Source organism: Klebsiella spallanzanii (assembly GCF_902158555.1).
GTDB lineage: Bacteria > Pseudomonadota > Gammaproteobacteria > Enterobacterales > Enterobacteriaceae > Klebsiella > Klebsiella spallanzanii.
Genome location: NZ_CABGGS010000023.1, coordinates 213,139 through 237,477 on the forward strand (window position 1 = coordinate 213,139; position 24,339 = coordinate 237,477).

The window sequence follows — 24,339 nt, forward strand, 5'->3', positions numbered from 1 at the left end:
TGTCGCCACTCACCGCTCTTTTTGGGACTTTACCCGAGCTTTTTTCTCATGGCTCATATCGTTGCGGATCTGCGCGTGGCTTAGCAAAGCAAAGATAAAGGTCCCGCCGCAGATGTTTCCTGCAAGCGTCGGCAGGGCGAAAGGCCAGATAAAATCTTGCCACGGTAACGCACCGTCGAACACGAGGTAAAAAATTTCGACGCTACCAACGACAATATGCGTCGTATCCGCTAGTGCGATAAGCCAGGTCATCAGGATGATGACGACAATTTTCGCGGAACCTGCCGCCGGAAACATCCACACCATGGTGGCGACCAGCCAACCGGAGATAATCGCGTTAGCGAACATCTCTAACGGTGGGTTTTGCATCACCTTCATGCTGATTTTCATAAAGGCTTCACGAGTAGGTTCATCGAACACTGGCATAACGTCGAAAGCCCATGCGGCGATAGCCGTTCCGATTAAGTTGCCGGCCAGTACGACTCCCCACAAGCGTAATAGCAAGCCAATATTGCCAATTGTGGGTTTATGCATAATCGGCAGGACGGCGGTTACGGTGTTTTCGGTAAACAGCTGCTGGCGAGCGAGAATAACGATAACAAAGCCAAAGGTATAGCCGAGATTCTCCAGCAAAAAACCGCCGGGAAGTTCGCTAAGATGCACATGGAAAATGCCTTTTGCGACGAGTGAGGCTCCCATTGAAAGCCCGGCAGCGATCGCTGACCAGAGTAACGCCATCGCATCGCGCTCAAGCTCTTTTTCCCCTTCCTGACGAATGACTTCATGGGTGGCCATCGCTTGCGAAGGCAGATGTTCTTCATCAACCTCAATTTGTTCACCATGTTGTTTTTCATCGCTTTCTACCTCAACATCTTCGCTGTCATGGTGAGTTTGTGGCTTCATAACTTTTCCTCTACGACGGGTCTTTATTATAATCGTAGAGTGGTTTCAGCTATCCGGGCTGGATAACCTCCTAAATTCTTCACAATGACAAGATTAGCAATACGGAAATTGCAAAATGTGTATAGAATCGGGGAGCAACAATTATGCCAAAGAAGGCTATGCTGAAAGCAGGCACATGCTTACGGGCGATATCTTAATGGAGGCAGCTGTCCCCGGATAACCCCCAGCGATAGCTAAAATTAACAGGGAGACACCTATGAATTTTCGCCTGTCGGCGCTTGCGCTTGGCGCCACATTGCTGGTCGGATGTGCCAGTTCTAGTTCTGGCGATCAACCGCAGGGGCGTTCAGATCCGCTTGAAGGCTTTAACCGCACCATGTTCAACTTCAACTTCAATGTTGTCGATCCTTATGTTCTCCGGCCTGTCGCCGTGGCGTGGCGTGATTATGTTCCGCAGCCGGCGCGTAATGGCCTGAGTAACTTTACCAGCAACCTTGAAGAACCGGCGGTAATGGTGAACTCCTTCCTGAAGGGCGATCCCTATAAAGGGATGGTGCACTTTACCCGCTTCTTCCTGAACACCCTCCTTGGGATGGGTGGTTTGATTGATGTGGCTGGAATGGCGAACCCGAAACTACAGCGCGTCGAGCCAAGCCGCTTCGGTAGCACTCTCGGCCATTATGGCGTTGGCTACGGTCCATACATGCAGTTGCCTTTCTATGGCAGCTTCACCCTGCGTGATGAAGGGGGCGATATGGCTGATGACTTCTATCCGGTCCTTTCCTGGCTGACCTGGCCGATGTCTATCGGTAAATGGATGGTTGAGGGAATTGAAACTCGTGCGCAGTTGCTGGATTCCGACGGCTTGCTTCGCCAGTCTTCCGATCCGTATATCTTAATGCGTGAAGCTTACTTCCAGCGTCACGACTTTATCGCCAACGGCGGTAAACTTTCGCCGAATGAAAACCCGAACGCGCAGGCGATTGAGGGCGATCTGAAAGATATCGATTCACAGTAATCCATTGGCAGAAAGCAAAAAGGGTGAACATGATGTCCACCCTTTTTTGTGGCTGCAGATTATCAGAAGCGGTAGTTGAAGTTCGCACCGTACAGCCAGGCTTTGCCTTCAGAACGGAAGGTATAAGGCCCTTCTTTGATTTCTACGTGTTGACCGTGCATGTAGGATAAGCCTACATCAACCGATGCATCTTTATTAAAGGCATACGTCGTACCTGCGCTCAGCCACAGACGATCCTGGTCCGGAATGGAAATTGAACGGGTTGTCGCAGGTACTGGGCTATCATCAAAGGCGATACCGGTACGGAAGGTCCAGTTATCGTCATAGTAATAGGTGGTCCCCAACGCAAGACGATAGGAATCCTTAAAGCTCTCATCCTTATAGAACAGCGTTTGTCCGTCAGAACCGGTAGCTTTCAGCTCCTGGAACTGGCTCCAACTGGTATAAGCGATGCTGTAGTGAACGGCCCATTTTGGCGCAACGCGGTTATAGCCTGACAGCTCCCACATTTCCGGCAGGTTTAGCGTCAGAGAACCTGGGATGGTTGAGCCGCCGGTTGGGTAAGGAAAACCCGGAATCGCTGTGTTCATGTTGCTACGATAATCACCGTCGAAATCGATTTTTATTTCAGAACGGTAGGTCAGGCCATAGCGGTTATTTTTGTCTACTTCATACAGAATGCCCGCATTCCAGCCAAATCCCCACTCATCACCCTTCAAGCGAGCAATTTGTTGGTCCGCAGGAATTGCCGCGAGCTGCTGTGCTTTTGCAATGGCGGCTGGACGAGCTGCCGCAGGTAGATTAGGTACCTGTTGCATAATTTGACCCGCGGCCAATATGCCAGCATCGCCTGCATAACGCTCAATTTTTGCTTTGGCATAAACGGCATCAAAGCCAAGACCAAAACTCCAGTTATCGTTAAGGCGATAAGCACCGCTAAGGTTCAGGTTGACGGTGGTCAAATCTGTTTTACCGCCCATGGTTCCGGCGGCGTAATCGGTACTGTATTCCGTCGCAAGTCCGTAATTGGAGGTTATTGATGCTCCCCAGCCGAATTGATCGTTAATCGGGGCGACGTAATGTAAATTTGGCACCCATGCGGTTGGGGCAATATTGTCTGCATTCAGGCTTCTGCCTGAGGGCGATTTACCTGAAATATTCACATCGGGGTCAACGAATACCGCGCCGGCAGACATCGCCGGACGGTCAAACATCATGATTAACGCCGGGTTACGGCTGGCGTTTCCCGCATCATCAGCGATAGCACCTTCACCTGAATAAGCGCGACCAAGGCCCGATGAAGAGAATTCATTTAACTGAAAGCCTGCTGACCAGGCCTGGGTTGAAACAATTGCTACAGCCACTGCAAGGGCAGATTGGGTAAAGCGGGTTTTCTGGCTCATGCCCATAACCTCATAGAGTTATTTTTATTTAAACAATGTTACATGCCGTAACAGAAGCGCGAAGTGTAGGGTCTGCTTTACGACAGAGAAATCAGACCAGTGCGCTGAGTATAGGTCTGACCAGATGATATGTTGCAAGTTTGTTTATAAGTTTTTTCAATTGTGATACTGAAAACGCGATCCAGCTGGCAAATTTGCCGTTGTTCGTCATACCCAAAGTTAGCGATTTTTGTTTTGGATCATTTTTAAGTGTGATTTCGCTCACTTATCTTATTTGTCGCCATTAACGGCTGGAGGAGGGCATGCGCCGGGCTTAAAATAAACTCATTGTTTGTCTGGCACCTTGCGTGCATATACAGAGGAAATCTACGATGAGTAAATGCAGTGCTGATGAAACCCCGGTTTGCTGCTGTATGGATGTTGGCACCATTATGGACAATAGCGATTGCACCGCTTCTTATAGCCGCGTGTTTGCAAACCGTGGTGAAGCGGAAGAAACGCTTGCCGCGTTAAGCGAAAGAGCGCGTAACGTTGAATCCGAGCCGTGCAAAATCACCCCGACCTTTACTGAGGTAGATGGCGGCGTGCAGCTGGATATTGATTTCATATTCTGCTGTGAAGCTGAAACTCTGATTTTCCAGCTCGGCTTGCGTTAATCCTTCCCTTGACGCCCCTCCTGACAGGGGCGTTATCTTTTCTTTTCAATGTGTTTTGGCTCGCACTTTTTCTGTTCCCCGATTGGCTTAATGTAAAATATTGGTTAAAACTGTTATCAGGTCAGACCACTTTGTTTTATCGGTTAACAGGGGAGTGTTATGAGTCAGGCATTATCGCTAGTCACCCGCCAGGGCGACCGCATTGCTATAGTCAGCGGTTTACGTACTCCGTTTGCCAGACAGGCGACGGCGTTTCACGGCGTTCCTGCCGTTGATCTCGGTAAACTGGTGGTCGGCGAGATGCTGGCTCGCAGCAATATCCCCGCAGAAATAATCGAACAGCTAGTATTCGGTCAGGTGGTACAAATGCCGGAAGCGCCAAATATTGCGCGGGAAATTGTTCTGGGAACCGGTATGAGCGTACACACTGACGCCTACAGCGTCAGTCGCGCCTGTGCGACCAGCTTTCAGGCGGTGGCCAACGTCGCGGAAAGTCTGATGGCGGGAACTATCCGTGCAGGCATTGCGGGTGGGGCTGATTCCTCTTCCGTATTGCCCATTGGCGTCAGCAAAAAACTCGCTCGTACGCTTGTTGATGCGAACAAAGCCCGGACCCTGGGTCAGCGCATCAAGCTATTTTCCCGTCTGCGTTTTCGCGATCTTCTCCCCGTACCGCCCGCAGTTGCTGAATACTCAACCGGTCTGCGTATGGGGGATACTGCCGAGCAGATGGCGAAAACCTGGGGTATCAGTCGTGAACGGCAGGATGAGCTGGCGCTTCGCTCGCACCAGCTTGCCGCCGAAGCCTGGGAAGAGGGGAAGCTATCAGCAGAAGTAATGACTGCGTACACCCCACCGTTCCGTGAGCCGCTGGAACAAGATAACAATATTCGTAAAAATTCAACCCTTGCTGATTACCAAAAGTTACGTCCAGCTTTCGATCGTAAACACGGTACCGTGACTGCCGCGAACAGCACGCCGTTAACCGACGGGGCGGCGGCGGTGATCCTGATGACCGAGTCGAGGGCTAAAGAATTGGGCCTTGTGCCGCTGGGTTATTTGCGCAGCTACGCTTTTACCGCCATTGATGTCCGCCAGGATATGCTGCTGGGCCCGGCGTGGTCGACGCCGCTGGCGCTCGAAAGGGCAGGGCTAACGCTTGCGGATTTAACCTTGATTGATATGCATGAAGCGTTTGCCGCGCAAACGCTGGCGAATATGCAGTGTATGGCAAGCGATCGCTTTGCCCGCGAAGTACTTGGTCGCTCCCGGGCTATCGGTGAAGTCGATGAGAGTAAATTTAACGTGCTTGGCGGTTCGATTGCCTACGGTCATCCGTTTGCCGCCACCGGCGCGCGGATGATAACTCAAACGCTGCATGAACTACGGCGTCGCGGTGGCGGGTTTGGGCTGGTCACCGCCTGCGCGGCGGGTGGATTGGGCTCAGCCATGATTCTGGAGGCCGAATAATGGAAACCGTATCGGCATTTACGCTTGAGGTTCGTCCGGAAAATATCGCGGTTATCACGATTGATGCACCCGGCGAAAAAATGAACACCCTGAAAGCTGAGTTTGCCAGCGAAGTACGGGCAATCATCCGTCAGCTTCGCGACAATAAAGACCTGCGCGGTGCGGTGTTTATTTCCGCAAAACCCGATAACTTTATCGCCGGTGCGGATATTAACATGATTGCCCGCTGCACTTCTGCTCAGGAAGCAGAGGGGCTGGCCCGGCAGGGGCAACAAATTATGGCGGAGATCCACGCTCTGCCGATCCCGGTGATTGCCGCTATCCACGGGGCATGCCTGGGCGGCGGTCTGGAACTGGCTCTGGCCTGCCATGGACGAGTATGCAGCGATGACGAAAAAACTCGGCTTGGCCTGCCGGAAGTTCAACTGGGTCTGCTGCCGGGGTCCGGCGGCACTCAGCGTTTGCCGCGATTAATTGGCGTCAGCAGCGCGCTGGAGATGATCCTTACCGGAAAGCAGCTTCGTCCACGTCAGGCCCTGAAGGCCGGATTGGTCGATGACGTGGTACCGCAGGCCATTCTGCTGCAAACTGCGGTTGAACTGGCGTTAAAAGGTCGTCCAGCAAGCCGCAATGTGTCGGTGCGTGAGCGTATTCTCGCGGGCCCTATTGCCCGCAGCCTGCTGTTTCGTCTGGTGGCGAAAAAAACGCATCAGAAGACGCAGGGGAATTACCCGGCGGCGGAGCGCATTCTGCAGGTGATTGAAACTGGGTTGGCGCAGGGTTGCGCTAGCGGGTATGCCGAAGAGGCCCGGGCTTTTGGCGAGCTGGCGATGACGCCACAGTCGCAGGCGTTGCGGTCGATTTTTTTCGCCAGCACCGATCTGAAAAAAGATCGTAGTGCGGATGCTGAACCCGGCGCGCTGCGCAGTGTAGGTATTCTTGGCGGCGGGCTGATGGGAGGGGGAATAGCTTACGTCACCGCCTGTAAAGGAGGATTGCCAGTACGCATTAAGGACATCCAACCGCGCGGGATCAATCACGCATTGAAGTACAGCTGGGATCTGCTCGATAAACAGGTGCGTCGCCGCTATCTACGCGCCAGCGAGCGCGATCGTCAACTGGCGTTAATTTCCGGTTCTCTGGATTACCAGGGATTTGCGCATCGCGATGTAGTTATAGAAGCAGTATTTGAAGACCTTGCTCTTAAGCAAAGAATGGTGAGTGAAGTTGAGCAGAACGGTAGCCCGGAGACGATCTTTGCTTCAAACACCTCGTCTTTGCCGATTGGCGAGATCGCTGCATATGCAAGCAGACCGCAGCGGGTTATTGGCCTGCACTTCTTTAGTCCGGTAGACAAAATGCCGCTGGTGGAGGTTATCCCACATATTGGTACGGATCAGCAGACTATCGCGACGGCGGTAAAGCTCGCGAAGCTGCAGGGGAAAACGCCGATTGTTGTCGCCGATAAAGCTGGTTTTTATGTTAACCGTATTCTGGCTCCCTACATTAATGAAGCGATGCGCCTGTTAATTGAAGGGGAACCGATAGAGCATATTGATAAGTCATTGGTAAAATACGGTTTTCCGGTTGGACCTATTCAGCTACTTGATGAAGTGGGAATTGATACCGGTACGAAAATAATCCCTGTTCTGGAGGCTGCATGGGGAGAACGTTTTAGCCCGCCTGCAAACATCATTAGCGCGATTCTGAATGACGATCGCAAAGGTAGAAAAAATAATCGGGGTTTCTATCTTTATGAGACAAAAGGGCGTAAAAGCAAAAAACGGCCCGACCCGGCGATTTATTCTTTGCTGGGCGTTTCTTCTCCACAGGCTCGCTTGCCAGCGCAGCAGGTGGCGGAACGTTGTGTGATGATAATGCTTAACGAGGCGGCACGCTGCTTCGATGAGCGGATTATTCGCAGCGCTCGTGATGGCGATATCGGCGCCGTGTTTGGCATTGGTTTCCCGCCGTTTCTTGGCGGTCCGTTCCGCTATATGGATAAGCTGGGGGCGGGGGAAGTCGCGGCGATTTTGCAGCGCCTGGCCGCGCAGTATGGGCCGCGTTTTACACCATGTGACACTTTATTACACATGGCCGAGCAGGGGGCGACCTTTTGGCCCACTGATGAACGGATGACCTAAGTTATGGTCAAAGAAGGTAAATCCGGCAATGAATAGCGTTGTTATTTGGCGATTTTGTAAGCAATAGTTGACTATACTTACGCCATTGAGGTAAAAAACAGCGTTTCATTCGTTGAATGGATCAGGCACAATGCCCGGCCACCGGGTCACCTGCGTATTGTTTACGCGGGTAAGACTACGGTGCTTCTGGTTAACAAAAGCGGTGCAATATGCAAGTTTTTATCATGCGTCACGGCGACGCTGCCCTCGATGCAGCCAGTGACTCGGTTCGTCCATTAACCGTCTGCGGTTGCGATGAGTCTCGTCAGATGGCAACCTGGCTGAAAGGTCAAAAAGTGGATATTGAGCGGGTTCTTGTGAGTCCCTACCTGCGTGCTGAACAGACGCTGGAAATTGTTGGGGAGTGCATGAATCTGCCAAAAGATGTCGACGTGATGCCGGAACTCACGCCGTGCGGCGATGTTGGTATGGTTAGCGCTTATCTCCAGGCGCTGGCAAATGAAGGCGTGGCGACGGCGTTGGTCGTCTCTCACCTGCCTCTGGTGGGGTACCTCGTCTCAGAGCTGTGCCCGGGGGAAACACCCCCGATGTTCACCACCTCGGCGATTGCCTGCGTGACGCTTAATGCCAACGGCAAAGGCGAATTCAACTGGCAAATGAGCCCTTGTAATTTGAAGATGGCGAAAGCTATCTGATTCCCACCCCGGGGCTGACGTATTACGGAAGCTCCGGCGGCTGCCACTCTTCAACTTCAATCAGTACCAGCAGTGCGGCGTCACCGCCGTACTCTTTTGGCGCCTGATGAAACGCCATAATATGCGGATGCTGCGCCAACCATAGCGGCGTTTGCTGTTTGAGAATATGCTTCCCGTGTCCGTGCATCACGCAGGCGCAAAATACGTGCTCGCGACGGCAAGCGGCAATCAAGGCCCCCAGTTCCTGCTTAGCCTGCTGTTGAGTTAAGCCGTGCAGGTCGAGAAATAGCTCCGGCGAATAATCACCCCGACGCAGTTTTTTCAGTTCAAAGTGGCTGACGTCTGAACGTACATATTTAACCGACCCTTCGGTATTCAGCAGCGGCTGAAACTCATCAGAAAAGTAGTGACTATTATCTGCCTGTTCCTGGAGCAGCCGCTTGGGCGGAACGTCGGTGATTTTCTTGCGCAGCGGGCGATGAACGATAGTGTCCTGCTTAATCTGACGCGTGCCGGTCATTAACTGCCGGAACAATGCCTGATCCTCCTCGCTTAGCGATGTTTTCTTTTTCATTACCTGATCTCATTTTTTCTTTGCTGGTAGTTTACCCGACTCGCCGCACATTCAGGCAAGGAAAACCTATTTTTCCCCCTCGCTCTGGCGTAAGAATGCTGATTTATCCCCGTCTTCGTGGCAAACTAGCCGCCGAATTTATAGCAGAGCGTGCCCTGGGAGATAGCGTGGATAAAATTTTTGTTGATGAAGCCGTAAATGAGCTTCATACCATTCAGGACATGCTGCGTTGGGCGGTAAGCCGCTTCAGTGCTGCAAACATCTGGTACGGACACGGTACCGACAACCCGTGGGATGAAGCGGTGCAACTGGTAATGCCCTCGCTCTATCTGCCGCTCGATATTCCGGAAGATATGCGCACCGCGCGCCTGACTTCCAGCGAAAAGCACCGTATCGTTGAGCGGGTGATTCGCCGTATTAACGAGCGTATCCCGGTCGCCTATCTGACCAATAAAGCCTGGTTCTGCGGTTATGAGTTTTATGTTGATGAACGCGTGCTGGTGCCGCGTTCACCGATTGGCGAGCTTATTAATAATCATTTTGCTGGCCTGATTGACCGCTATCCACAGCACATTCTTGATATGTGTACCGGCAGCGGCTGTATCGCTATCGCCTGCGCTTATGCTTTTCCGGAAGCGGAAGTCGATGCGGTTGATATTTCCCCTGACGCGTTGGCTGTTACCGAGCAGAACGTAGAGGATCACGGGTTAATTCATAACGTTACACCAATCCGCTCCGATCTGTTCCGCGACCTGCCGAAGGTGCAGTACGATCTGATCGTGACCAATCCGCCGTACGTTGATGAAGAAGATATGTCAGATCTGCCGGGTGAATATCGTCATGAACCGGTTTTGGGTCTGGCTTCCGGTAGCGACGGCCTGAAGTTGACTCGCCGGATCCTGGCCTGCTCGCCGGATTATCTCAGTGATGACGGGATCCTGATTTGTGAAGTCGGCAACAGCATGGTACATCTGATGGAACAGTATCCTGACGTTCCATTTACCTGGCTGGAGTTTGAAAACGGCGGCGATGGCGTCTTTATGCTGACCAAACCGCAGCTGATTGCCGCCCGCGCGCATTTCGGCATCTATAAAGACTAAAACAACACGCAAACATAACGACAAGAACGGAGCCGTGATGGCAGGAAACACAATTGGACAACTCTTTCGCGTCACTACTTTCGGCGAGTCGCACGGCCTGGCGCTGGGCTGCATCGTCGACGGCGTGCCGCCAGGCATTCCGCTGACTGAAGCCGATCTGCAGCACGATCTCGATCGCCGTCGTCCGGGAACATCGCGCTACACCACCCAGCGCCGCGAACCGGATCAGGTTAAAATCCTCTCTGGCGTATTCGAAGGCGTGACGACCGGCACCAGCATCGGCCTGCTGATTGAGAATACTGACCAGCGCTCTCAGGACTACGGCGCCATTAAGGACGTTTTTCGTCCAGGACATGCTGACTACACCTACGAGCAGAAATATGGCCTGCGCGATTATCGCGGCGGTGGCCGTTCCTCTGCGCGTGAAACCGCGATGCGCGTGGCTGCCGGGGCAATTGCCAAGAAATTCCTCGCTGCTAAATTCGGCATCGTGATCCGCGGCTGCCTGACCCAGATGGGCGATATTCCGCTGGCGATAAAAGACTGGGATCAGGTTGAACAGAACCCGTTCTTTTGTCCGGACCCGGAGAAAATTGAAGCGCTTGATGAACTGATGCGCGGCCTGAAAAAAGAGGGCGATTCTATCGGCGCGAAAGTGACCGTCGTGGCCGACGGCGTACCGCCGGGGCTGGGCGAGCCGGTGTTTGACCGCCTGGATGCCGATATTGCGCATGCGCTGATGAGCATTAATGCAGTGAAGGGCGTGGAAATTGGCGATGGTTTTGAGGTGGTGAAACTTCGCGGTAGCGAAAACCGCGATGAAATTACCAAAGCGGGTTTTCAGAGCAACCACGCGGGCGGCATCCTCGGCGGTATCAGCAGCGGTCAGCAGATCGTCGCGAACATTGCGCTGAAGCCGACCTCCAGCATTACCGTTCCGGGGCATACTATTAATCGCTTTGGCGAAGAAGTCGAGATGATAACCAAAGGGCGCCACGATCCTTGCGTCGGTATTCGCGCAGTCCCAATTGCCGAAGCGATGCTGGCGATCGTGTTAATGGATCACTTTATGCGTCAGCGCGCGCAAAACGGCGACGTGACGACATCAATTCCACGCTGGTAATAGATGAATAAAACCGTTATCGCACTGCTGGCGCTCCTCGCCAGCGGTACCAGCCTGGCGGCAACGCCGTGGCAGAAAATCACGCAGCCTATCAGCGGAAGTTCACAGTCTATTGGCGCGTTTTCTAATGGCTGTATCGTTGGCGCACAGGCGCTGCCGTTAAATTCTACCGGCTATCAGGTGATGCGTACCGATCAGCGTCGTTATTTCGGCCATCCGGATCTCGTGCAGTTTATTCAGCGTCTAAGCAATCAGGCGCACAATAAAGGGATGGGAACGGTGCTGATTGGCGATATGGGGATGCCGGCCGGCGGTCGTTTTAACGGCGGTCATGCCAGCCATCAGTCCGGGCTGGACGTCGATATTTTCCTGCAACTGCCGCAAACCCGCTGGACTTCCGCACAGTTGCTGAAGCCGCAGGCTCTGGATCTGGTGGCTCGCGACGGCAAGCGCGTAGTGCCGTCTCTGTGGAGCCCGCAAATCAGTCAGTTGATTAAGATGGCGGCGGAAGATAGCGAAGTCACGCGCATTTTCGTCAACCCGGCGATTAAGCAGCAGCTGTGTCTGGATGCAGGTAACGATCGCGACTGGTTACGCAAAGTTCGCCCGTGGTTCCAGCATCGTGCGCATATGCATGTGCGCCTGAAGTGCCCTGCGGGCAGTCTTGAATGCGAAGACCAGGCTCCGCCTCCGGCAGGAGACGGCTGTGGTGCCGAATTGCAAAGCTGGTTTGAACCACCAAAACCGGGATCAACCTCTCCTGCGAGGAAGACGCCGCCTCCGCTGCCGCCTTCCTGCCAGGCGCTACTGGATGAGCATGTTCTTTAATGGATAGTTTTATCGACCTTTTTATGGTGTCACCGACGGTACTGGTTGTGCTGTTCTTCGTGGCCATTCTGGCGGGATTTATCGATTCACTGGCGGGCGGCGGCGGGCTATTAACCGTTCCGGCCCTGATGGCGGCGGGCCTTCCCCCTGCGCAGGCGCTGGCGACCAACAAGCTGCAGGCCTGCGGCGGGTCACTATCCGCTTCGCTCTATTTCATCCGCCGTAAGGTGGTGAATCTGGCCGATCAGAAGCTCAATATCCTGATGACGTTTATCGGCTCGACCGGCGGCGCGCTGCTGGTGCAGCACGTTCAGTCAGATATTCTTAAGCAGATTCTACCGATCCTGATTATCGGTATTGGTCTCTATTTTCTGCTGATGCCGAAGTTAGGCGAAGAGGATCGGCAGCGACGCCTGTACGGCCTGCCGTTTGCCCTGGTCGCTGGCGGCTGCGTGGGCTTTTACGATGGCTTTTTTGGCCCTGGCGCTGGCTCTTTTTATGCGCTGGCTTTCGTCACGCTGGCCGGGTTCAACCTCGCCAAGTCCACCGCCCATGCCAAAGTGCTTAATGCGACCTCCAATGTTGGCGGCCTGTTGCTGTTTATCATTGGTGGTAAGGTGATTTGGGCAACCGGTTTTGTGATGATGGCAGGGCAATTTATCGGCGCTCGCGCGGGATCGCGGCTGGTGCTTAGCAAGGGACAATCACTGATTCGACCGATGATCGTTGTCGTCTCGGCGGTGATGAGTGCAAAACTTCTTTATGACAGCCATGGACAGGAGATCCTCCACTGGTTGGGGATGAACTAATGAACAGTACGCATAAATACGAACAGCTGATCGAAATTTTCGACGGCTGTTTTGCCGATGATTTTAATACCCGTCTGATTAAAGGCGACGACGAGCCGATTTATCTTCCAGCAGATGATGACGCGCCGTACAACCGTATCGTCTTTGCCCATGGCTTTTATGCCAGCGGGCTGCACGAGATATCGCACTGGTGCATCGCCGGCAAGGCACGCCGCGAGCAGATTGACTTCGGTTACTGGTATTGCCCGGATGGCCGCGACGCGATGACCCAGTCTAAATTTGAAGACGTTGAGGTGAAGCCTCAGGCATTCGACTGGCTGTTCTGCGTGGCGGCGGGCTATCCGTTTAACGTCAGTTGCGACAATCTGGAAGGGGATTTTGAACCCGATCGGATTGCTTTTCAGCGGCGGGTGCATGCTCAGGTAATGGCTTATCTGAAGCAGGGGATCCCCGAGCGTCCGGCACGTTTTATTAAAGCGCTACAAAAATACTATCAAACGCCGCCTTTGACGGCAGAACAGTTCCCGTGGCCAGAAGACCTGCACTAAGGCCACGTTTTACATAATATGAGGAAAGAAGATGATCGCGGAGTTTGAATCACGCATTCTGGCGTTAATTGACAACATGGTAGATCACGCCAGTGATGACGAACTGTTTGCCGGCGGTTATCTGCGCGGGCACCTGACGTTGGCGGTGGCTGAGTTGGAAGGGGAAGGTGAACATACAGCGCAAGCGGTACACAGCAAGGTGACTCAGAGCCTGGAAAAAGCCATCAGCGCGGGCGAACTGTCGCCACCGGATCAGATTCTGGTGCAGGGAATGTGGGATAGCTTGTATCAGCAGGCGATGCAGCAGTAATTCAGCTTCCAGCCAAAGCCCGGCTTTCGTTCAACCGGGCCCGTCTTCCTCGATTATTTCACCGCTTTTCCTTTCAGCAGTTTTCTTACCCATAAACGGTTCGGATTCATCGCAGCTAATGTTTCTCTGTCCATTGGTAATGGCTCATTACTCATTTGCGCTGCCAGAATTTCTGCCGCCAGCGGGGCTGAACATAATCCTCGTGAGCCCAGCGCGCCCAGCATATACAAATTGCGATAGACCGGCGCTTCTGCGGCCTGCTCCTGGTGTTCAACCAGCGAAGCATACTCGCTTAAGGTCGCATCATAATCCGGTACGTTACCGACCATCGGTAAATGATCGCGGGTTGCACAGCGCACGCCGCTGCGGGCTTCATTGGCGCTAACGTCCACCTCCTGAGCCCATTGCGCCTGCGGGAAACAATCAATCAGGCGCTGACGATTCTGCTGCTGATCGTCGGCACTAAATGCGGTATCTGTCTGCCCACGATGATAGCTTGCGCCAATGCAATGTTGCTGGTTGTGCGGATTTTGCGGCGTCAGGTAGCCGTCATAGCACAAGACCTGACGCAATTGCGATAACGCGGGCGTTGTCGGGATATGGCTAACTTGACCGGCAACGGGATACATGGGGAGATGTTCCGTCTGGCTGAAGCGGGTTAACTGATGGCCATTAGCCAGCACCACGACTTCATGGTACTGCCGCTGGTTTAATTGCCAGCCATTATTGTCAGGCGTGATGCTCTCAACTGGGTCGTCGTAGTGAACGCGTAATCCCCGAGTTGCAGCGAGAGCCAGCAGTTCAGCAGTTAACTGCTGCGGGCAGAGCCAGCCACCAGCAGGCCAGGTTATTCCCCCGCAGCCTGTTTCCACACCGGTTATTTCCTTAGCAGCCTGCGCATCAATGGCAACGGCGATTTCCGGCGGCAGATTGAGCGCAATCATCTGGTCAATTTTTTGGGCGCTTTTGGTATTCCAACCTAACTGGGTAACGCCGCACCAGTCATGGTCAAACATTACCGGAAGTGCGTCATAGAGGCGGCGAGCGAAAGTAAACGCTGCCGGGAAGAAGCGGGCCAGGGCGGGGTCGTGCTGGCTTAGCAGCGGATAGAGCGCACCCTGGCGGTTGCCGGATGCGCCTTGTGCCGGGGCGCTGTCGGCGCAGTATAGTGTTACCTGCCATCCTCGGTGCAGTAGCGCCAGAGAGAGCAGGGCGCTGGCGATCCCCCCGCCGATAATCGCCGCGTCGCGATTTTCCGTCCCGCTGCGGGCGAACCACGGTGTACGCGCGGGGTGGTTCAGCATTTGATTCATTTCGCCAATAAGCATTTCGCGCTTGCGGCCGAACCCTTTGCGTTTTTGCATGCTGAAACCAGCGTCCTGCAGCCCGCGACGCACAAAACCAGCAGAGGTAAAGGTGGCCAGAGTGCAGCCGGGTCTTGCCAGGCGAGCCATCGCGGAAAAGAGGCCCGGCGTCCACATATCAGGGTTTTTTGCTGGAGCAAAACCATCAAGAAACCAGGCATCCACCTGCTGATTAAGCGAGTCGTCAAGCTCGTTAGTCAGTTGATTAATATCGCCAAACCACAAATCTAACGTGACGCGTCCGTCATCTAACAGCAGGCGATGGCAGCCCGCAAAAGGTAGTGGCCACTGCGCCTGAAGTTGTTCTGCCCATGGCGCAAGCTCCGGCCAATGCTGATGAGCGAGGCGTAGGTCATCTGCTTTCAGCGGAAATTTTTCGAAACTGATGAAATGTAATCTTTGCAGGGTAGCTTCTGGATTATCACGGTGAAAAACGTCAAATGCCTGCCACAGCGTCAGGAAATTAAGGCCGGTACCAAACCCGCTTTCGGCAACGACAAATAAAGGGCGTGAATGATCAGGGAAACGTACATTAAGCTGGTTTCCGCCGAGAAAAACATAGCGCGTCTCTTCCAGACCGTTGTCATTGGAAAAGTAGACATCGTCGAAATCTCGGGAAACAGGTGTACCCTCAGCGTTGAATTCCAGGTTGGCAGGTTGTATGGCGTTTTGTTTCACGTAAGTTACTCGAATCACAAGGCGTAGAACGATCTTAACGATGTGTGCCTGAGGGCGCAAATTTATACACAATTTGGCTGATCGGACTTGTTCGGCGTACAAGTGTACGCTATTGTGCGACTCGAAACTTAATATAGTGTGACTGACAGAGGTATTGAATGAAACGTGCAGTGATTACTGGCCTGGGCATCGTTTCCAGTATTGGTAATAACCAGCAGGAAGTCCTGGCATCTCTGCGTGAAGGACGCTCCGGGATCACTTTCTCTGAAGAGTTTAAAGATTCGGGAATGCGCAGCCACGTATGGGGTAATGTCAAACTGGACACAACGGGTTTGATCGACCGTAAAGTGGTTCGTTTCATGAACGATGCCTCTATCTATTCCTATCTCTCCATGCAGCAGGCGATTGAAGATGCTGGCCTGAAAGAAGAAGTCTATCAGCAAAACCCGCGTGTGGGTCTGATTGCCGGTTCCGGCGGTTCTTCTAAATCTCAGGTTTTCGGCGCTGACGCAATGCGCAGCCCGCGTGGTCTGAAAGCCGTAGGTCCTTATGTAGTGACTAAAGCGATGGCATCTGCGGTATCCGCTTGCCTTGCCACACCGTTCAAAATCTATGGCGTGAACTACTCCATCAGCTCTGCTTGTGCGACTTCCGCACACTGTATCGGTAATGCTGTTGAGCAAATTCAGCTGGGTAAACAGGATATCGTGTTTGCTGGCGGCGGCGAAGAGCTGTGCTGGGAAATGGCCTGTGAGTTCGACGCGATGGGTGCTCTGTCCACTAAATACAACGAAACGCCGGAAAAAGCGTCCCGTACCTATGATGCGCATCGCGATGGCTTCATCATCGCAGGCGGCGGCGGTATGGTTGTCGTTGAAGAGCTGGAACACGCTCTGGCGCGCGGCGCGCACATTTATGCTGAAATCGTTGGCTACGGCGCAACGTCCGATGGTGCTGATATGGTTGCTCCATCCGGTGAAGGCGCGGTGCGCTGCATGAAGATGGCGATGCACGGCGTTGATACCCCAATCGATTACCTGAACTCCCACGGTACTTCTACACCGGTTGGCGATGTGAAGGAACTGGGCGCTATTCGCGAAGTTTTCGGTGATAACAGCCCGGCAATCTCTGCCACAAAAGCGATGACCGGCCACTCTCTGGGCGCGGCTGGCGTGCAGGAAGCTATCTACTCTCTGCTGATGCTGGAACACGGCTTTATCGCCCCAAGCATCAACATTGAAGAGATGGACGAGCAGGCTGCAGGCCTGAACATCGTGACCGAGCCGACTGAGCGCGCGCTGACTACCGTGATGTCTAACAGCTTCGGTTTTGGCGGGACTAACGCCACGCTGGTGATGCGCAAATACAGCGCGTAACGAGCAAACCTTGAGAAGGGAGCCAACGGGCTCCCTTTTTTGTCTTCTTGACAGACCCCTGCGCAAGCAGGCAAACTCCTGCCACAACATTATTCTCTCCGATAATGCGTAAGCGTTTAACGTCATCCAACGCGCCTTAACCCTGATAATCAGGTGGAGAGGGCGTGGCTATCACCTCGCCTTACTCTGCGAACTGGAGTAAAGCATGTCCGCAGTAACTGAAACAAAAAATCCCCCTTCAGCGAATGGTTCGCTATTTCGTATCACGTTGGCCGTTTTTCTGACCTATATGACCGTAGGCCTGCCGCTACCGGTTATTCCCTTGTTTGTTCATCAGGAACTGGGGTTCGGTAACACTATGGTTGGCGCGGCCGTCGGTATCCAGTTTTTAGCTACCGTATTAACCCGTGGCTATGCCGGTCGCCTGGCGGATCAGTATGGCGCCAAGCGCTCCGTTCTGCAGGGGATGCTGGCCTGTGCGCTGGCGGGTGGTGCCTGGCTATGCGCTGCGTTGTTGCCGGTACCCGTCATGGCAAAGTTTGGTCTGCTGGTACTGGGTCGTTTGATTCTTGGTTTTGGTGAAAGTCAGCTGCTTACCGGCAATTTAAGCTGGGGGATGGGGCTGGTTGGTCCCTCACGTTCTGGCAAGGTGATGTCGTGGAACGGCATGGCGATATATGGCTCGTTAGCAGCCGGTGCGCCGCTGGGGCTGCTGATCTACAGCCATTACGGCGTTGCGGTGCTGGCCTGCGTCACCATGGTGCTGCCGTTAGTCGCATGGGCAATTAATGGCACGGTGCGTAAAACGCCCGCTCACGGCGGGGAGCGGCCGTCACTGTGGAGCGTCGTGGGTATGATCTGGCGACCCGGTATAGGTCTTGGTCTGCAGGGCGTCGGCTTCGCGGTCATTGGCACGTTCGTTTCTTTGTATTTCGCCAGCAACGGCTGGGCGATGGCTGGTTTCACGTTGACCGCGTTTGGCGGGGCCTTTGTGCTGATGCGCGTACTGTTTGGCTGGATGCCAGATCGTTTTGGCGGGGTGAAAGTCGCCATCGTTTCGCTGCTGATTGAGGCGATTGGTCTGGCTCTGCTTTGGCAGGCACCCAATGCCTGGGTGGCGCTGGCGGGCGCCGCGTTGACTGGCTGCGGTTGCTCACTTATCTTCCCGGCGCTGGGCGTAGAAGTCGTGAAGCGTGTACCGCCGCAGGTACGAGGAACGGCGCTTGGCGGCTATGCGGCGTTTCAGGATATCTCTTACGGCATCACCGGGCCGCTAACCGGGCTGCTTGCAACCTCTTTAGGCTATTCTTCCGTCTTCCTGGCCGCCGCGATATGCGCAGTGTTGGGGATCATGGTGACGCTACTGTCATTGCGTAAATAGAATCATCATTCGGCCCTACATCGGGCCGATTAGGTTTCTAAATCGCCAGCCACAACAGGCCAAGCACTACGATTAACGTCAGCACGATAACCCACGGTTTTTTAAACACTAACCATGGTGACGATGGCGGAGCCTGGACTGCTGGGATCGCCAGCGTTTCCTGCGCTCTGGCGACCCTGAGCACGAAAATTTTGTTAAGCAACATCAGCAACTGAGCTGGGCTGAGCGGCGTTTGCGCCGATGCATGCCAGCTACTTTGCGCAAAATCCATCACTCTTTGCCACTCACCGGTTTCCAGGGGCTGTTTTAACGCGGCTTTTAGTGAGGTTAGCGTCGGCGCTGTCTGCGAGCTGAGCGTTTGCCGCGCGTGTAGCCAGTAAGACAGGGGAGTAAAGTGGGTGGCCGGGATCAGTTCCCCACTTTTTACGCCGCTTAGCTCCAGCATTGATTGCCAGATAAGCTTGCTGGATTCGCCAGTGGCGGCGGCAAGTTTGGTCACCTGCTGATTCAGCGTGTTGTGCTCCGCAGGCAGCAGGGGGCGATGCGTTGGCGGGCGCTGCTGGGGTTGAGGAATCGAGAGTTGACCGCTTTGCAGTAATTGCAAAACATTCTCCAGCTGCGGCTGGGTCAATGCATGTAGAGCGGTTTGACCGTCATGCTGACGAATATAATCGCTGACCGCCTGACGATTGTTACCCTGATTCAACAGTTCGCTCAGCTGCGCCAGGATTTGCCGACGGTGATGGTTTTGTTGGGCGAGGATTAAGCGCTGATTCAGGCTGTTCTCGGCGGACGTAAAATGATTTGCCAGCAGAGGGGCATCGTTTTTCAGGCCCAGATCGTGTTTAACACAGGCCCACACTTCCGCATTTTGCTGCGATGTTAGCGCCACCAGGCGCGTAATCTGGCGCTCAAGTACGGTGCGCTGCTGCATGGTAAGCGGAGGTTCGCCTGTCCCCGGAGGGCGATCGGACATACCTGAAACGGGTTGTGTCATGATTAATCCTTTGCGTATTGCGGTACTAAAATTGCTGCACTAAGGGCCGGGTGATGATGTTCCTGGCGGCGAGATTATGGCACACTTCCCCGGTTTACTCTCGCTCTCAGACAGGTACTGAACCGTGAAAATCCTCGTTGATGAAAATATGCCCTATGCGCGTGAGCTTTTTAGCCGCCTGGGGGAAGTAAAGGCCGTTGCTGGTCGTCCTGTCCCGACCGAAGCGTTGAATGATGCTGATGCGCTGATGGTTCGCTCCGTCACCAAAGTTAACGAAGCGCTGCTCTCCGGCAAGGCTATCAAATTTGTGGGTACCGCGACGGCAGGCACCGATCATGTCGATCAGGCGTGGCTGCAGCAGGCGGGAATCGGTTTTTCCGCAGCCCCCGGCTGCAACGCTATCGCGGTGGTGGAATATGTCTTTTCAGCGCTGTTAATGCTGGCCGAGCGAGATGGTTTTGCGCTTACCGACCGCACCGTCGGGATCGTGGGGGTCGGCAACGTAGGCGGGCGTTTGCAAAAACGTCTTGAGGCGCTGGGAATAAAAACGCTGCTTTGCGACCCACCGCGCGCCGATCGTGGCGATGAGGGCGATTTCCGTACCCTCGACGAGCTGGTGCAGGAAGCGGACGTTCTGACCTTCCATACGCCGCTCTATAAAGAAGGGCAATACAAAACGCTGCATCTGGCGGATAAGGCGCTGATCAGCCGTCTTAAGCCGGGGACGATTTTAATCAACGCCTGCCGCGGGCCGGTGGTGGATAACGCCGCGTTGCTGCAACGCCTGCAGGTTAATCAGCCGTTAAGCGTAGTGCTGGATGTCTGGGAGCCGGAGCCAGACCTGAATACCGAACTGCTCAAGCGGGTTGATATTGGTACTGCGCATATTGCGGGTTATACCCTGGAAGGAAAAGCGCGCGGCACGACGCAGGTTTTCGAGGCCTATAGCGCGTTTATCGGCCATCCGCAGCAGGTCGCGCTGGACACCTTACTACCGGCACCAGAGTTTGGTCGTATTACGCTGCATGGACCGCTCGATCAGGCGACGCTAAAACGGCTGGCGCATTTGGTGTATGATGTGCGCCGCGATGATGCGCCGCTGCGAAAAGTTGCCGGCGTTGCGGGCGAGTTCGACAAGCTGCGCAAAAATTATCAGGAGCGCCGTGAATGGTCCTCGTTGTACGTGCAGTGCAGCGATAGTCAGGCGGCGACGCTGCTGCGTCAGCTGGGTTTTAACGCTGTACATCATCCTGTTCGTTAATATCATCTTAATGCTCCTGCTGGATAATCCGGCAGGATCGCTTTTTTCTGGAGTACACCACCATGTCTGAAGGCTGGAATATTGCCGTACTGGGCGCAACGGGCGCCGTCGGCGAAGCCCTGCTTGAAACTCTTGCCGATCGTCAGTTCCCGGTGGGGGATATTTACGCGCTGGCGCGAAATGAAAGCGCGGGTGAGCATCTGCGTTTTTCAGGTAAGTCGGTTATCGTTCAGGATGCTGCGGAATTTGACTGGACTCAGGCTCAACTGGCCTTTTTTGCCGCCGGTGTCGAAGCGACCGCCGCGTATATTGAAGATGCCACTAACGCGGGCTGTCTGGTAATTGATTTAAGTGGTCTGTTTGCCCTGGAGCCGGACGTGCCGCTGGTGGTTCCGGACGTAAATCCATTCGTATTAGCGGATTACCGCAATCGCAACGTTATCGCGGTAGCGAATAGCCTGACCAGCCAGCTGCTGTCAGCGTTGAAACCGCTGATCGATCAGGGTGGACTTTCGCGCATCAGCGTGACCAACCTGCTGTCCGCCTCCGCCCACGGTAAAAAAGCGGTTGATGCGCTGGCGGGGCAGAGCGCCAAACTGCTGAACGGCATTCCGATCGATGAAGACGATTTTTTTGGCCGCCAGCTGGCGTTCAATATGTTGCCGTTGCTACCAGACCGTGAAGGAAGCGTGCGCGAAGAGCGTCGTATTGTCGATGAAGCACGCAAAATTCTGCAGGATGACGGGCTGATGATCTCCGCAAGCGTTGTCCAGTCGCCGGTGTTCTACGGCCACGCGCAGATGGTGAGCTTTGAAGCGCAGCGTCCGCTGGCGGCCGAAGAGGCGCGTGATGCCTTTAGCCGCGGCGAAGATATCGAGCTGTCTGAAGAGGGAGAATTCCCGACCCAGGTCGGCGATGCTTCCGGCAACGCCCGCCTATCCGTCGGCTGCGTGCATAACGATTACGGGATGCCGGAGCAGGTGCAGTTCTGGTCCGTCGCCGATAACGTCCGTTTTGGCGGTGCGCTGATGGCAGTGAAAATCGCTGAGAAGCTGGTTCAGGAGTATCTGTACTGATGTCTGAGATGGAGCAGCCGCCAGTCTATAAAATTGCGCTGGGCATCGAATATGATGGCAGCAAGTATTACGGCTGGCAGCGGCAAAATGAAGTGCGCAGCGTGCAGGAGAAACTGGAAAAGGCGCTTTCGCAGGTGGCGAATGAGCCTGTTAACGTTTTTTGCGCGGGTCGTACCGATGCCGGTGTTCATGGCACCGGCCAGGTCGTGCACTTTGAGACGCGCTCGCAGCGTCAGGATGCCGCATGGACGCTGGGCGTTAATGCGAATCTACCCGGCGATATCGCGGTTCGCTGGGTGAAGCAGGTTCCGGAAGATTTTCATGCCCGCTTCAGCGCCACGGCGCGCCGCTATCGCTATGTTATCTATAATCATCGTCTGCGACCGGCGGTATTGAGTCGTGGCGTAACCCATTATTACCTCCCGCTGGATGCAGAACGGATGCAGCGTGCCGCTCAGTGCCTGTTGGGAGAGAATGATTTCACCTCGTTTCGCGCAGTACAGTGCCAGTCGCGCACCCCGTGGCGTAACGTGATGCACATTAACGTCACTCGTTATGGTGCATATGTGGTGGTGGACATCAAAGCAAATGCCTTTGTACATCATATGGTAAGGAACATTGTCGGCAGTCTGATGGAAGTAGGTGCCGGTAACCAGCCAGAGAGCTGGATTGCAGAACTTCTGGCGGCAAAAGACAGGACGCTTGCCGCCGCAACGGCAAAAGCGGAAGGATTGTATCTGGTGTCGGTGGACTATCCGGCCCGCTACGACCTGCCGGTTATGCCGATGGGCCCGCTGTTTCTGGCGGACTAACCTGGTCATTAAGGGCTAACGCAAATTATGGACCTGATTCATTTTTTAATTGATTTTATCCTGCATATTGATGTGCATCTGGCTGAGCTGGTCGCGGAGTACGGTATCTGGGTATACGCGATTCTGTTTTTGATTCTGTTCTGCGAAACCGGTCTGGTAGTCACACCGTTCCTGCCGGGCGATTCTTTGCTGTTTGTGGCTGGGGCGCTTTCCGCGCTGCCAACTAACGATCTCAACGTGCATTTAATGGTACTGTTGATGGTCATTGCCGCGATTGTTGGCGACGCGCTGAACTACACCATTGGCCGGCTGTTTGGCGAAAAGTTATTCAGCAACCCCAATTCAAAAATTTTCCGCCGCAGCTACCTGGATAAGACCCATAGCTTCTACGAACGCCACGGGGGTAAAACCATCATTCTGGCGCGTTTTGTGCCGATCGTCAGAACTTTTGCGCCGTTTGTGGCGGGAATGGGGCATATGTCCTATCGTCATTTTGCGATGTATAACGTGGTTGGTGCGCTGCTGTGGGTATTGCTGTTCACTTACGCAGGATATCTGTTCGGCGATTTGCCGATCGTACAGGAAAATCTTAAGCTACTCATTGTGGCGATTATCGTCCTGTCCGTGTTGCCTGGTGTGATTGAAGTCATCCGCCACAAGCGGGCGGCGGCGAAACAGGCGAAATAACGCGGCGATTCTCTTCGGGCGGTATGCCGCCGTCCGAAGCGTGAAGTGTGAGCGGTTCGACCACTTTTTTATCCCATGTTACGGGATGTTATGATTTAATGTGCAACATTCATGGTCTGTAAGGGGCAAAAATGGCATTATGCGCCCCTTGCGACAAAACTGGCATCGACCAGGTTCAGGTAGAAAGGTTATCAATGAGCTGGATTGAACGAATTAAAAGCAATATAACCCCCACCCGTAAGGCAAGTATTCCTGAGGGTGTATGGACCAAGTGCGACAGCTGCGGTCAAGTACTGTACCGCGCAGAGCTGGAGCGCAACCTGGAGGTTTGCCCTAAGTGCGATCACCACATGCGTATGTCGGCGCGCAATCGCCTGCATAGCCTGCTGGACGAAGGTTCCCTCGTGGAGCTGGGAAGCGAGCTCGAGCCGAAAGATGTGCTGAAGTTCCGCGATTCGAAAAAGTATAAAGATCGTCTGGCGTCAGCCCAGAAAGAGACTGGCGAAAAAGACGCGCTGGTGGTCATGAAAGGCACCTTGCATGATATGCCGGTTGTTGCCGCAGCCTTCGAGTTCTCCTTTATGGGTGGGTCAATGGGCTCTGTGGTCGGCGCGCGCTTCGTTCGCGCAGTTGAGCAGGCTCTGGAAGACAACTGCCCGCTGATTTGTTTCTCCGCATCCGGCGGCGCGCGTATGCAGGAAGCGCTGATGTCGCTGATGCAGATGGCGAAAACCTCCGCTGCGCTGGCGAAAATGCAGGAGCGCGGGTTGCCGTATATCTCCGTGCTGACCGATCCAACTATGGGCGGCGTCTCGGCGAGCTTTGCGATGCTGGGCGATCTGAATATCGCTGAGCCAAAAGCGCTGATCGGCTTTGCCGGTCCCCGCGTTATCGAACAAACCGTTCGCGAGAAGCTTCCACCGGGTTTCCAGCGCAGCGAGTTCCTGATTGAGAAAGGGGCGATCGATATGATCGTTCGCCGCCCGGAAATGCGTTTGAAGCTGGCCAGTATCCTGGCGAAGCTAATGAACCTTCCGGCGCCAAATCCGGAACCCGCCCACGAAGGTGAGGTGGTGCCACCGGTGCCGGATCAGGAACCAGAGGCCTGATAATGCAGAGGGCAGGC

General features: G+C 54.2%; 23 protein-coding genes. 18 read left to right on the plus strand and 5 right to left on the minus strand.

The features are described from left to right. Window positions 1–9: 9 nt before the first annotated feature. Window positions 10–903 carry a formate/nitrite transporter family protein gene (locus tag FN082_RS16090; protein WP_139539213.1) on the minus strand — a complete coding sequence of 298 codons (894 nt, stop codon included), beginning with the start codon at window positions 901–903 and terminating at the stop codon, window positions 10–12. Window positions 904–1,159: 256 nt separating this feature from the next. On the opposite strand from FN082_RS16090, the gene mlaA reads away from it, so the two are divergent. After that, window positions 1,160–1,921: a phospholipid-binding lipoprotein MlaA gene (mlaA, locus tag FN082_RS16095; RefSeq protein WP_112212936.1), complete on the plus strand. Its 762-nt coding sequence runs from the start codon at window positions 1,160–1,162 to the stop codon at window positions 1,919–1,921. A gap of 62 nt (window positions 1,922–1,983) precedes the next feature. Here mlaA and fadL read toward each other — a convergent pair whose 3' ends face one another. Further along, the gene (gene fadL, locus FN082_RS16100) at window positions 1,984–3,324 is read right to left on the minus strand and encodes a long-chain fatty acid transporter FadL (protein ID WP_180349586.1); all 1,341 of its coding nucleotides are present in this window, start codon (window positions 3,322–3,324) and stop codon (window positions 1,984–1,986) included. 371 nt (window positions 3,325–3,695) lie between these two features. On the opposite strand from fadL, the gene FN082_RS16105 reads away from it, so the two are divergent. From FN082_RS16105 to sixA, 4 genes are all read left to right on the plus strand, one after another. Then, window positions 3,696–3,980 (plus strand): YfcZ/YiiS family protein, encoded by a 285-nt coding sequence (locus tag FN082_RS16105; protein WP_139539211.1) that lies wholly within the window; start codon window positions 3,696–3,698, stop codon window positions 3,978–3,980. A 159-nt stretch (window positions 3,981–4,139) separates the two neighbouring features. Then, the gene (gene fadI, locus FN082_RS16110) at window positions 4,140–5,450 is read left to right on the plus strand and encodes an acetyl-CoA C-acyltransferase FadI (RefSeq protein ID WP_139539210.1); all 1,311 of its coding nucleotides are present in this window, start codon (window positions 4,140–4,142) and stop codon (window positions 5,448–5,450) included. Next, window positions 5,450–7,594, plus strand: a complete 2,145-nt coding sequence (fadJ, locus tag FN082_RS16115) for a fatty acid oxidation complex subunit alpha FadJ (protein WP_142462025.1) — start codon at window positions 5,450–5,452, stop codon at window positions 7,592–7,594. The genes fadI and fadJ overlap by 1 nt, the downstream gene beginning before the upstream one ends. A 209-nt stretch (window positions 7,595–7,803) precedes the next feature. Then, window positions 7,804–8,289, plus strand: a complete 486-nt coding sequence (gene sixA / locus FN082_RS16120; protein ID WP_142466210.1) for a phosphohistidine phosphatase SixA — start codon at window positions 7,804–7,806, stop codon at window positions 8,287–8,289. Window positions 8,290–8,311: 22 nt separating this feature from the next. Here the strand turns inward: sixA and smrB are convergent, their stop codons facing one another. Next, window positions 8,312–8,863, minus strand: a complete 552-nt coding sequence (gene smrB, locus FN082_RS16125) for an endonuclease SmrB (RefSeq protein ID WP_139539207.1) — start codon at window positions 8,861–8,863, stop codon at window positions 8,312–8,314. Window positions 8,864–9,030: 167 nt separating this feature from the next. On the opposite strand from smrB, the gene prmB reads away from it, so the two are divergent. Genes prmB through FN082_RS16155 form a run of 6 tightly spaced genes read left to right on the plus strand, consistent with a single transcriptional unit; the run spans window position 9,031 to window position 13,581 of the window. After that, complete coding sequence (gene prmB / locus FN082_RS16130; protein WP_142981919.1) at window positions 9,031–9,963, plus strand: 50S ribosomal protein L3 N(5)-glutamine methyltransferase; 933 nt, start codon at window positions 9,031–9,033, stop codon at window positions 9,961–9,963. A 37-nt stretch (window positions 9,964–10,000) separates the two neighbouring features. Beyond that, window positions 10,001–11,086, plus strand: coding sequence for a chorismate synthase (gene aroC, locus FN082_RS16135; RefSeq protein WP_139539205.1), 1,086 nt, complete (start codon window positions 10,001–10,003; stop codon window positions 11,084–11,086). A gap of 3 nt (window positions 11,087–11,089) precedes the next feature. Next, window positions 11,090–11,914: a penicillin-insensitive murein endopeptidase gene (gene mepA / locus FN082_RS16140; RefSeq protein WP_142981920.1), complete on the plus strand. Its 825-nt coding sequence runs from the start codon at window positions 11,090–11,092 to the stop codon at window positions 11,912–11,914. Next, window positions 11,914–12,723 (plus strand): sulfite exporter TauE/SafE family protein, encoded by an 810-nt coding sequence (locus FN082_RS16145; RefSeq protein ID WP_139539203.1) that lies wholly within the window; start codon window positions 11,914–11,916, stop codon window positions 12,721–12,723. Before mepA ends, FN082_RS16145 begins: the two co-directional genes overlap by 1 nt. After that, window positions 12,723–13,271: an elongation factor P hydroxylase gene (locus FN082_RS16150; protein ID WP_139539202.1), complete on the plus strand. Its 549-nt coding sequence runs from the start codon at window positions 12,723–12,725 to the stop codon at window positions 13,269–13,271. Before FN082_RS16145 ends, FN082_RS16150 begins: the two co-directional genes overlap by 1 nt. A 31-nt stretch (window positions 13,272–13,302) precedes the next feature. Further along, entirely contained in the window at window positions 13,303–13,581 is a 279-nt protein-coding gene (locus FN082_RS16155; protein ID WP_139539201.1) for a YfcL family protein, read from the plus strand. A 53-nt stretch (window positions 13,582–13,634) separates the two neighbouring features. On the opposite strand, the gene mnmC is transcribed toward FN082_RS16155, so the two are convergent. After that, window positions 13,635–15,623, minus strand: coding sequence for a bifunctional tRNA (5-methylaminomethyl-2-thiouridine)(34)-methyltransferase MnmD/FAD-dependent 5-carboxymethylaminomethyl-2-thiouridine(34) oxidoreductase MnmC (gene mnmC / locus FN082_RS16160; protein ID WP_142981921.1), 1,989 nt, complete (start codon window positions 15,621–15,623; stop codon window positions 13,635–13,637). A gap of 158 nt (window positions 15,624–15,781) precedes the next feature. Here mnmC and fabB point away from each other — a divergent pair, with 158 nt between their 5' ends. After that, window positions 15,782–16,999, plus strand: coding sequence for a beta-ketoacyl-ACP synthase I (fabB, locus tag FN082_RS16165; protein ID WP_112212948.1), 1,218 nt, complete (start codon window positions 15,782–15,784; stop codon window positions 16,997–16,999). A gap of 205 nt (window positions 17,000–17,204) precedes the next feature. Next, on the plus strand, window positions 17,205–18,380 hold the full coding sequence (locus FN082_RS16170) for an MFS transporter (RefSeq protein ID WP_139539199.1): 1,176 nt from the start codon (window positions 17,205–17,207) through the stop codon (window positions 18,378–18,380). Between the two features lie 37 nt (window positions 18,381–18,417). Here FN082_RS16170 and flk read toward each other — a convergent pair whose 3' ends face one another. Then, window positions 18,418–19,377, minus strand: coding sequence for a flagella biosynthesis regulator Flk (gene flk, locus FN082_RS16175; RefSeq protein WP_142981922.1), 960 nt, complete (start codon window positions 19,375–19,377; stop codon window positions 18,418–18,420). Between the two features lie 124 nt (window positions 19,378–19,501). Here flk and pdxB point away from each other — a divergent pair, with 124 nt between their 5' ends. From pdxB to accD, 5 genes are all read left to right on the plus strand, one after another. Beyond that, window positions 19,502–20,638, plus strand: coding sequence for a 4-phosphoerythronate dehydrogenase PdxB (pdxB, locus tag FN082_RS16180; RefSeq protein ID WP_139539197.1), 1,137 nt, complete (start codon window positions 19,502–19,504; stop codon window positions 20,636–20,638). A 62-nt stretch (window positions 20,639–20,700) separates the two neighbouring features. Further along, on the plus strand, window positions 20,701–21,714 hold the full coding sequence (locus FN082_RS16185; RefSeq protein ID WP_139539196.1) for an aspartate-semialdehyde dehydrogenase: 1,014 nt from the start codon (window positions 20,701–20,703) through the stop codon (window positions 21,712–21,714). After that, window positions 21,714–22,526 (plus strand): tRNA pseudouridine(38-40) synthase TruA, encoded by an 813-nt coding sequence (truA, locus tag FN082_RS16190; protein WP_139539195.1) that lies wholly within the window; start codon window positions 21,714–21,716, stop codon window positions 22,524–22,526. Before FN082_RS16185 ends, truA begins: the two co-directional genes overlap by 1 nt. A 27-nt stretch (window positions 22,527–22,553) precedes the next feature. After that, the gene (locus tag FN082_RS16195; protein WP_004123217.1) at window positions 22,554–23,213 is read left to right on the plus strand and encodes a DedA family protein; all 660 of its coding nucleotides are present in this window, start codon (window positions 22,554–22,556) and stop codon (window positions 23,211–23,213) included. A gap of 194 nt (window positions 23,214–23,407) precedes the next feature. After that, a complete protein-coding gene (gene accD, locus FN082_RS16200; protein WP_004870882.1) occupies window positions 23,408–24,322 on the plus strand; it encodes an acetyl-CoA carboxylase, carboxyltransferase subunit beta in 915 nt (304 codons plus the stop codon). Window positions 24,323–24,339 lie beyond the last annotated feature (17 nt).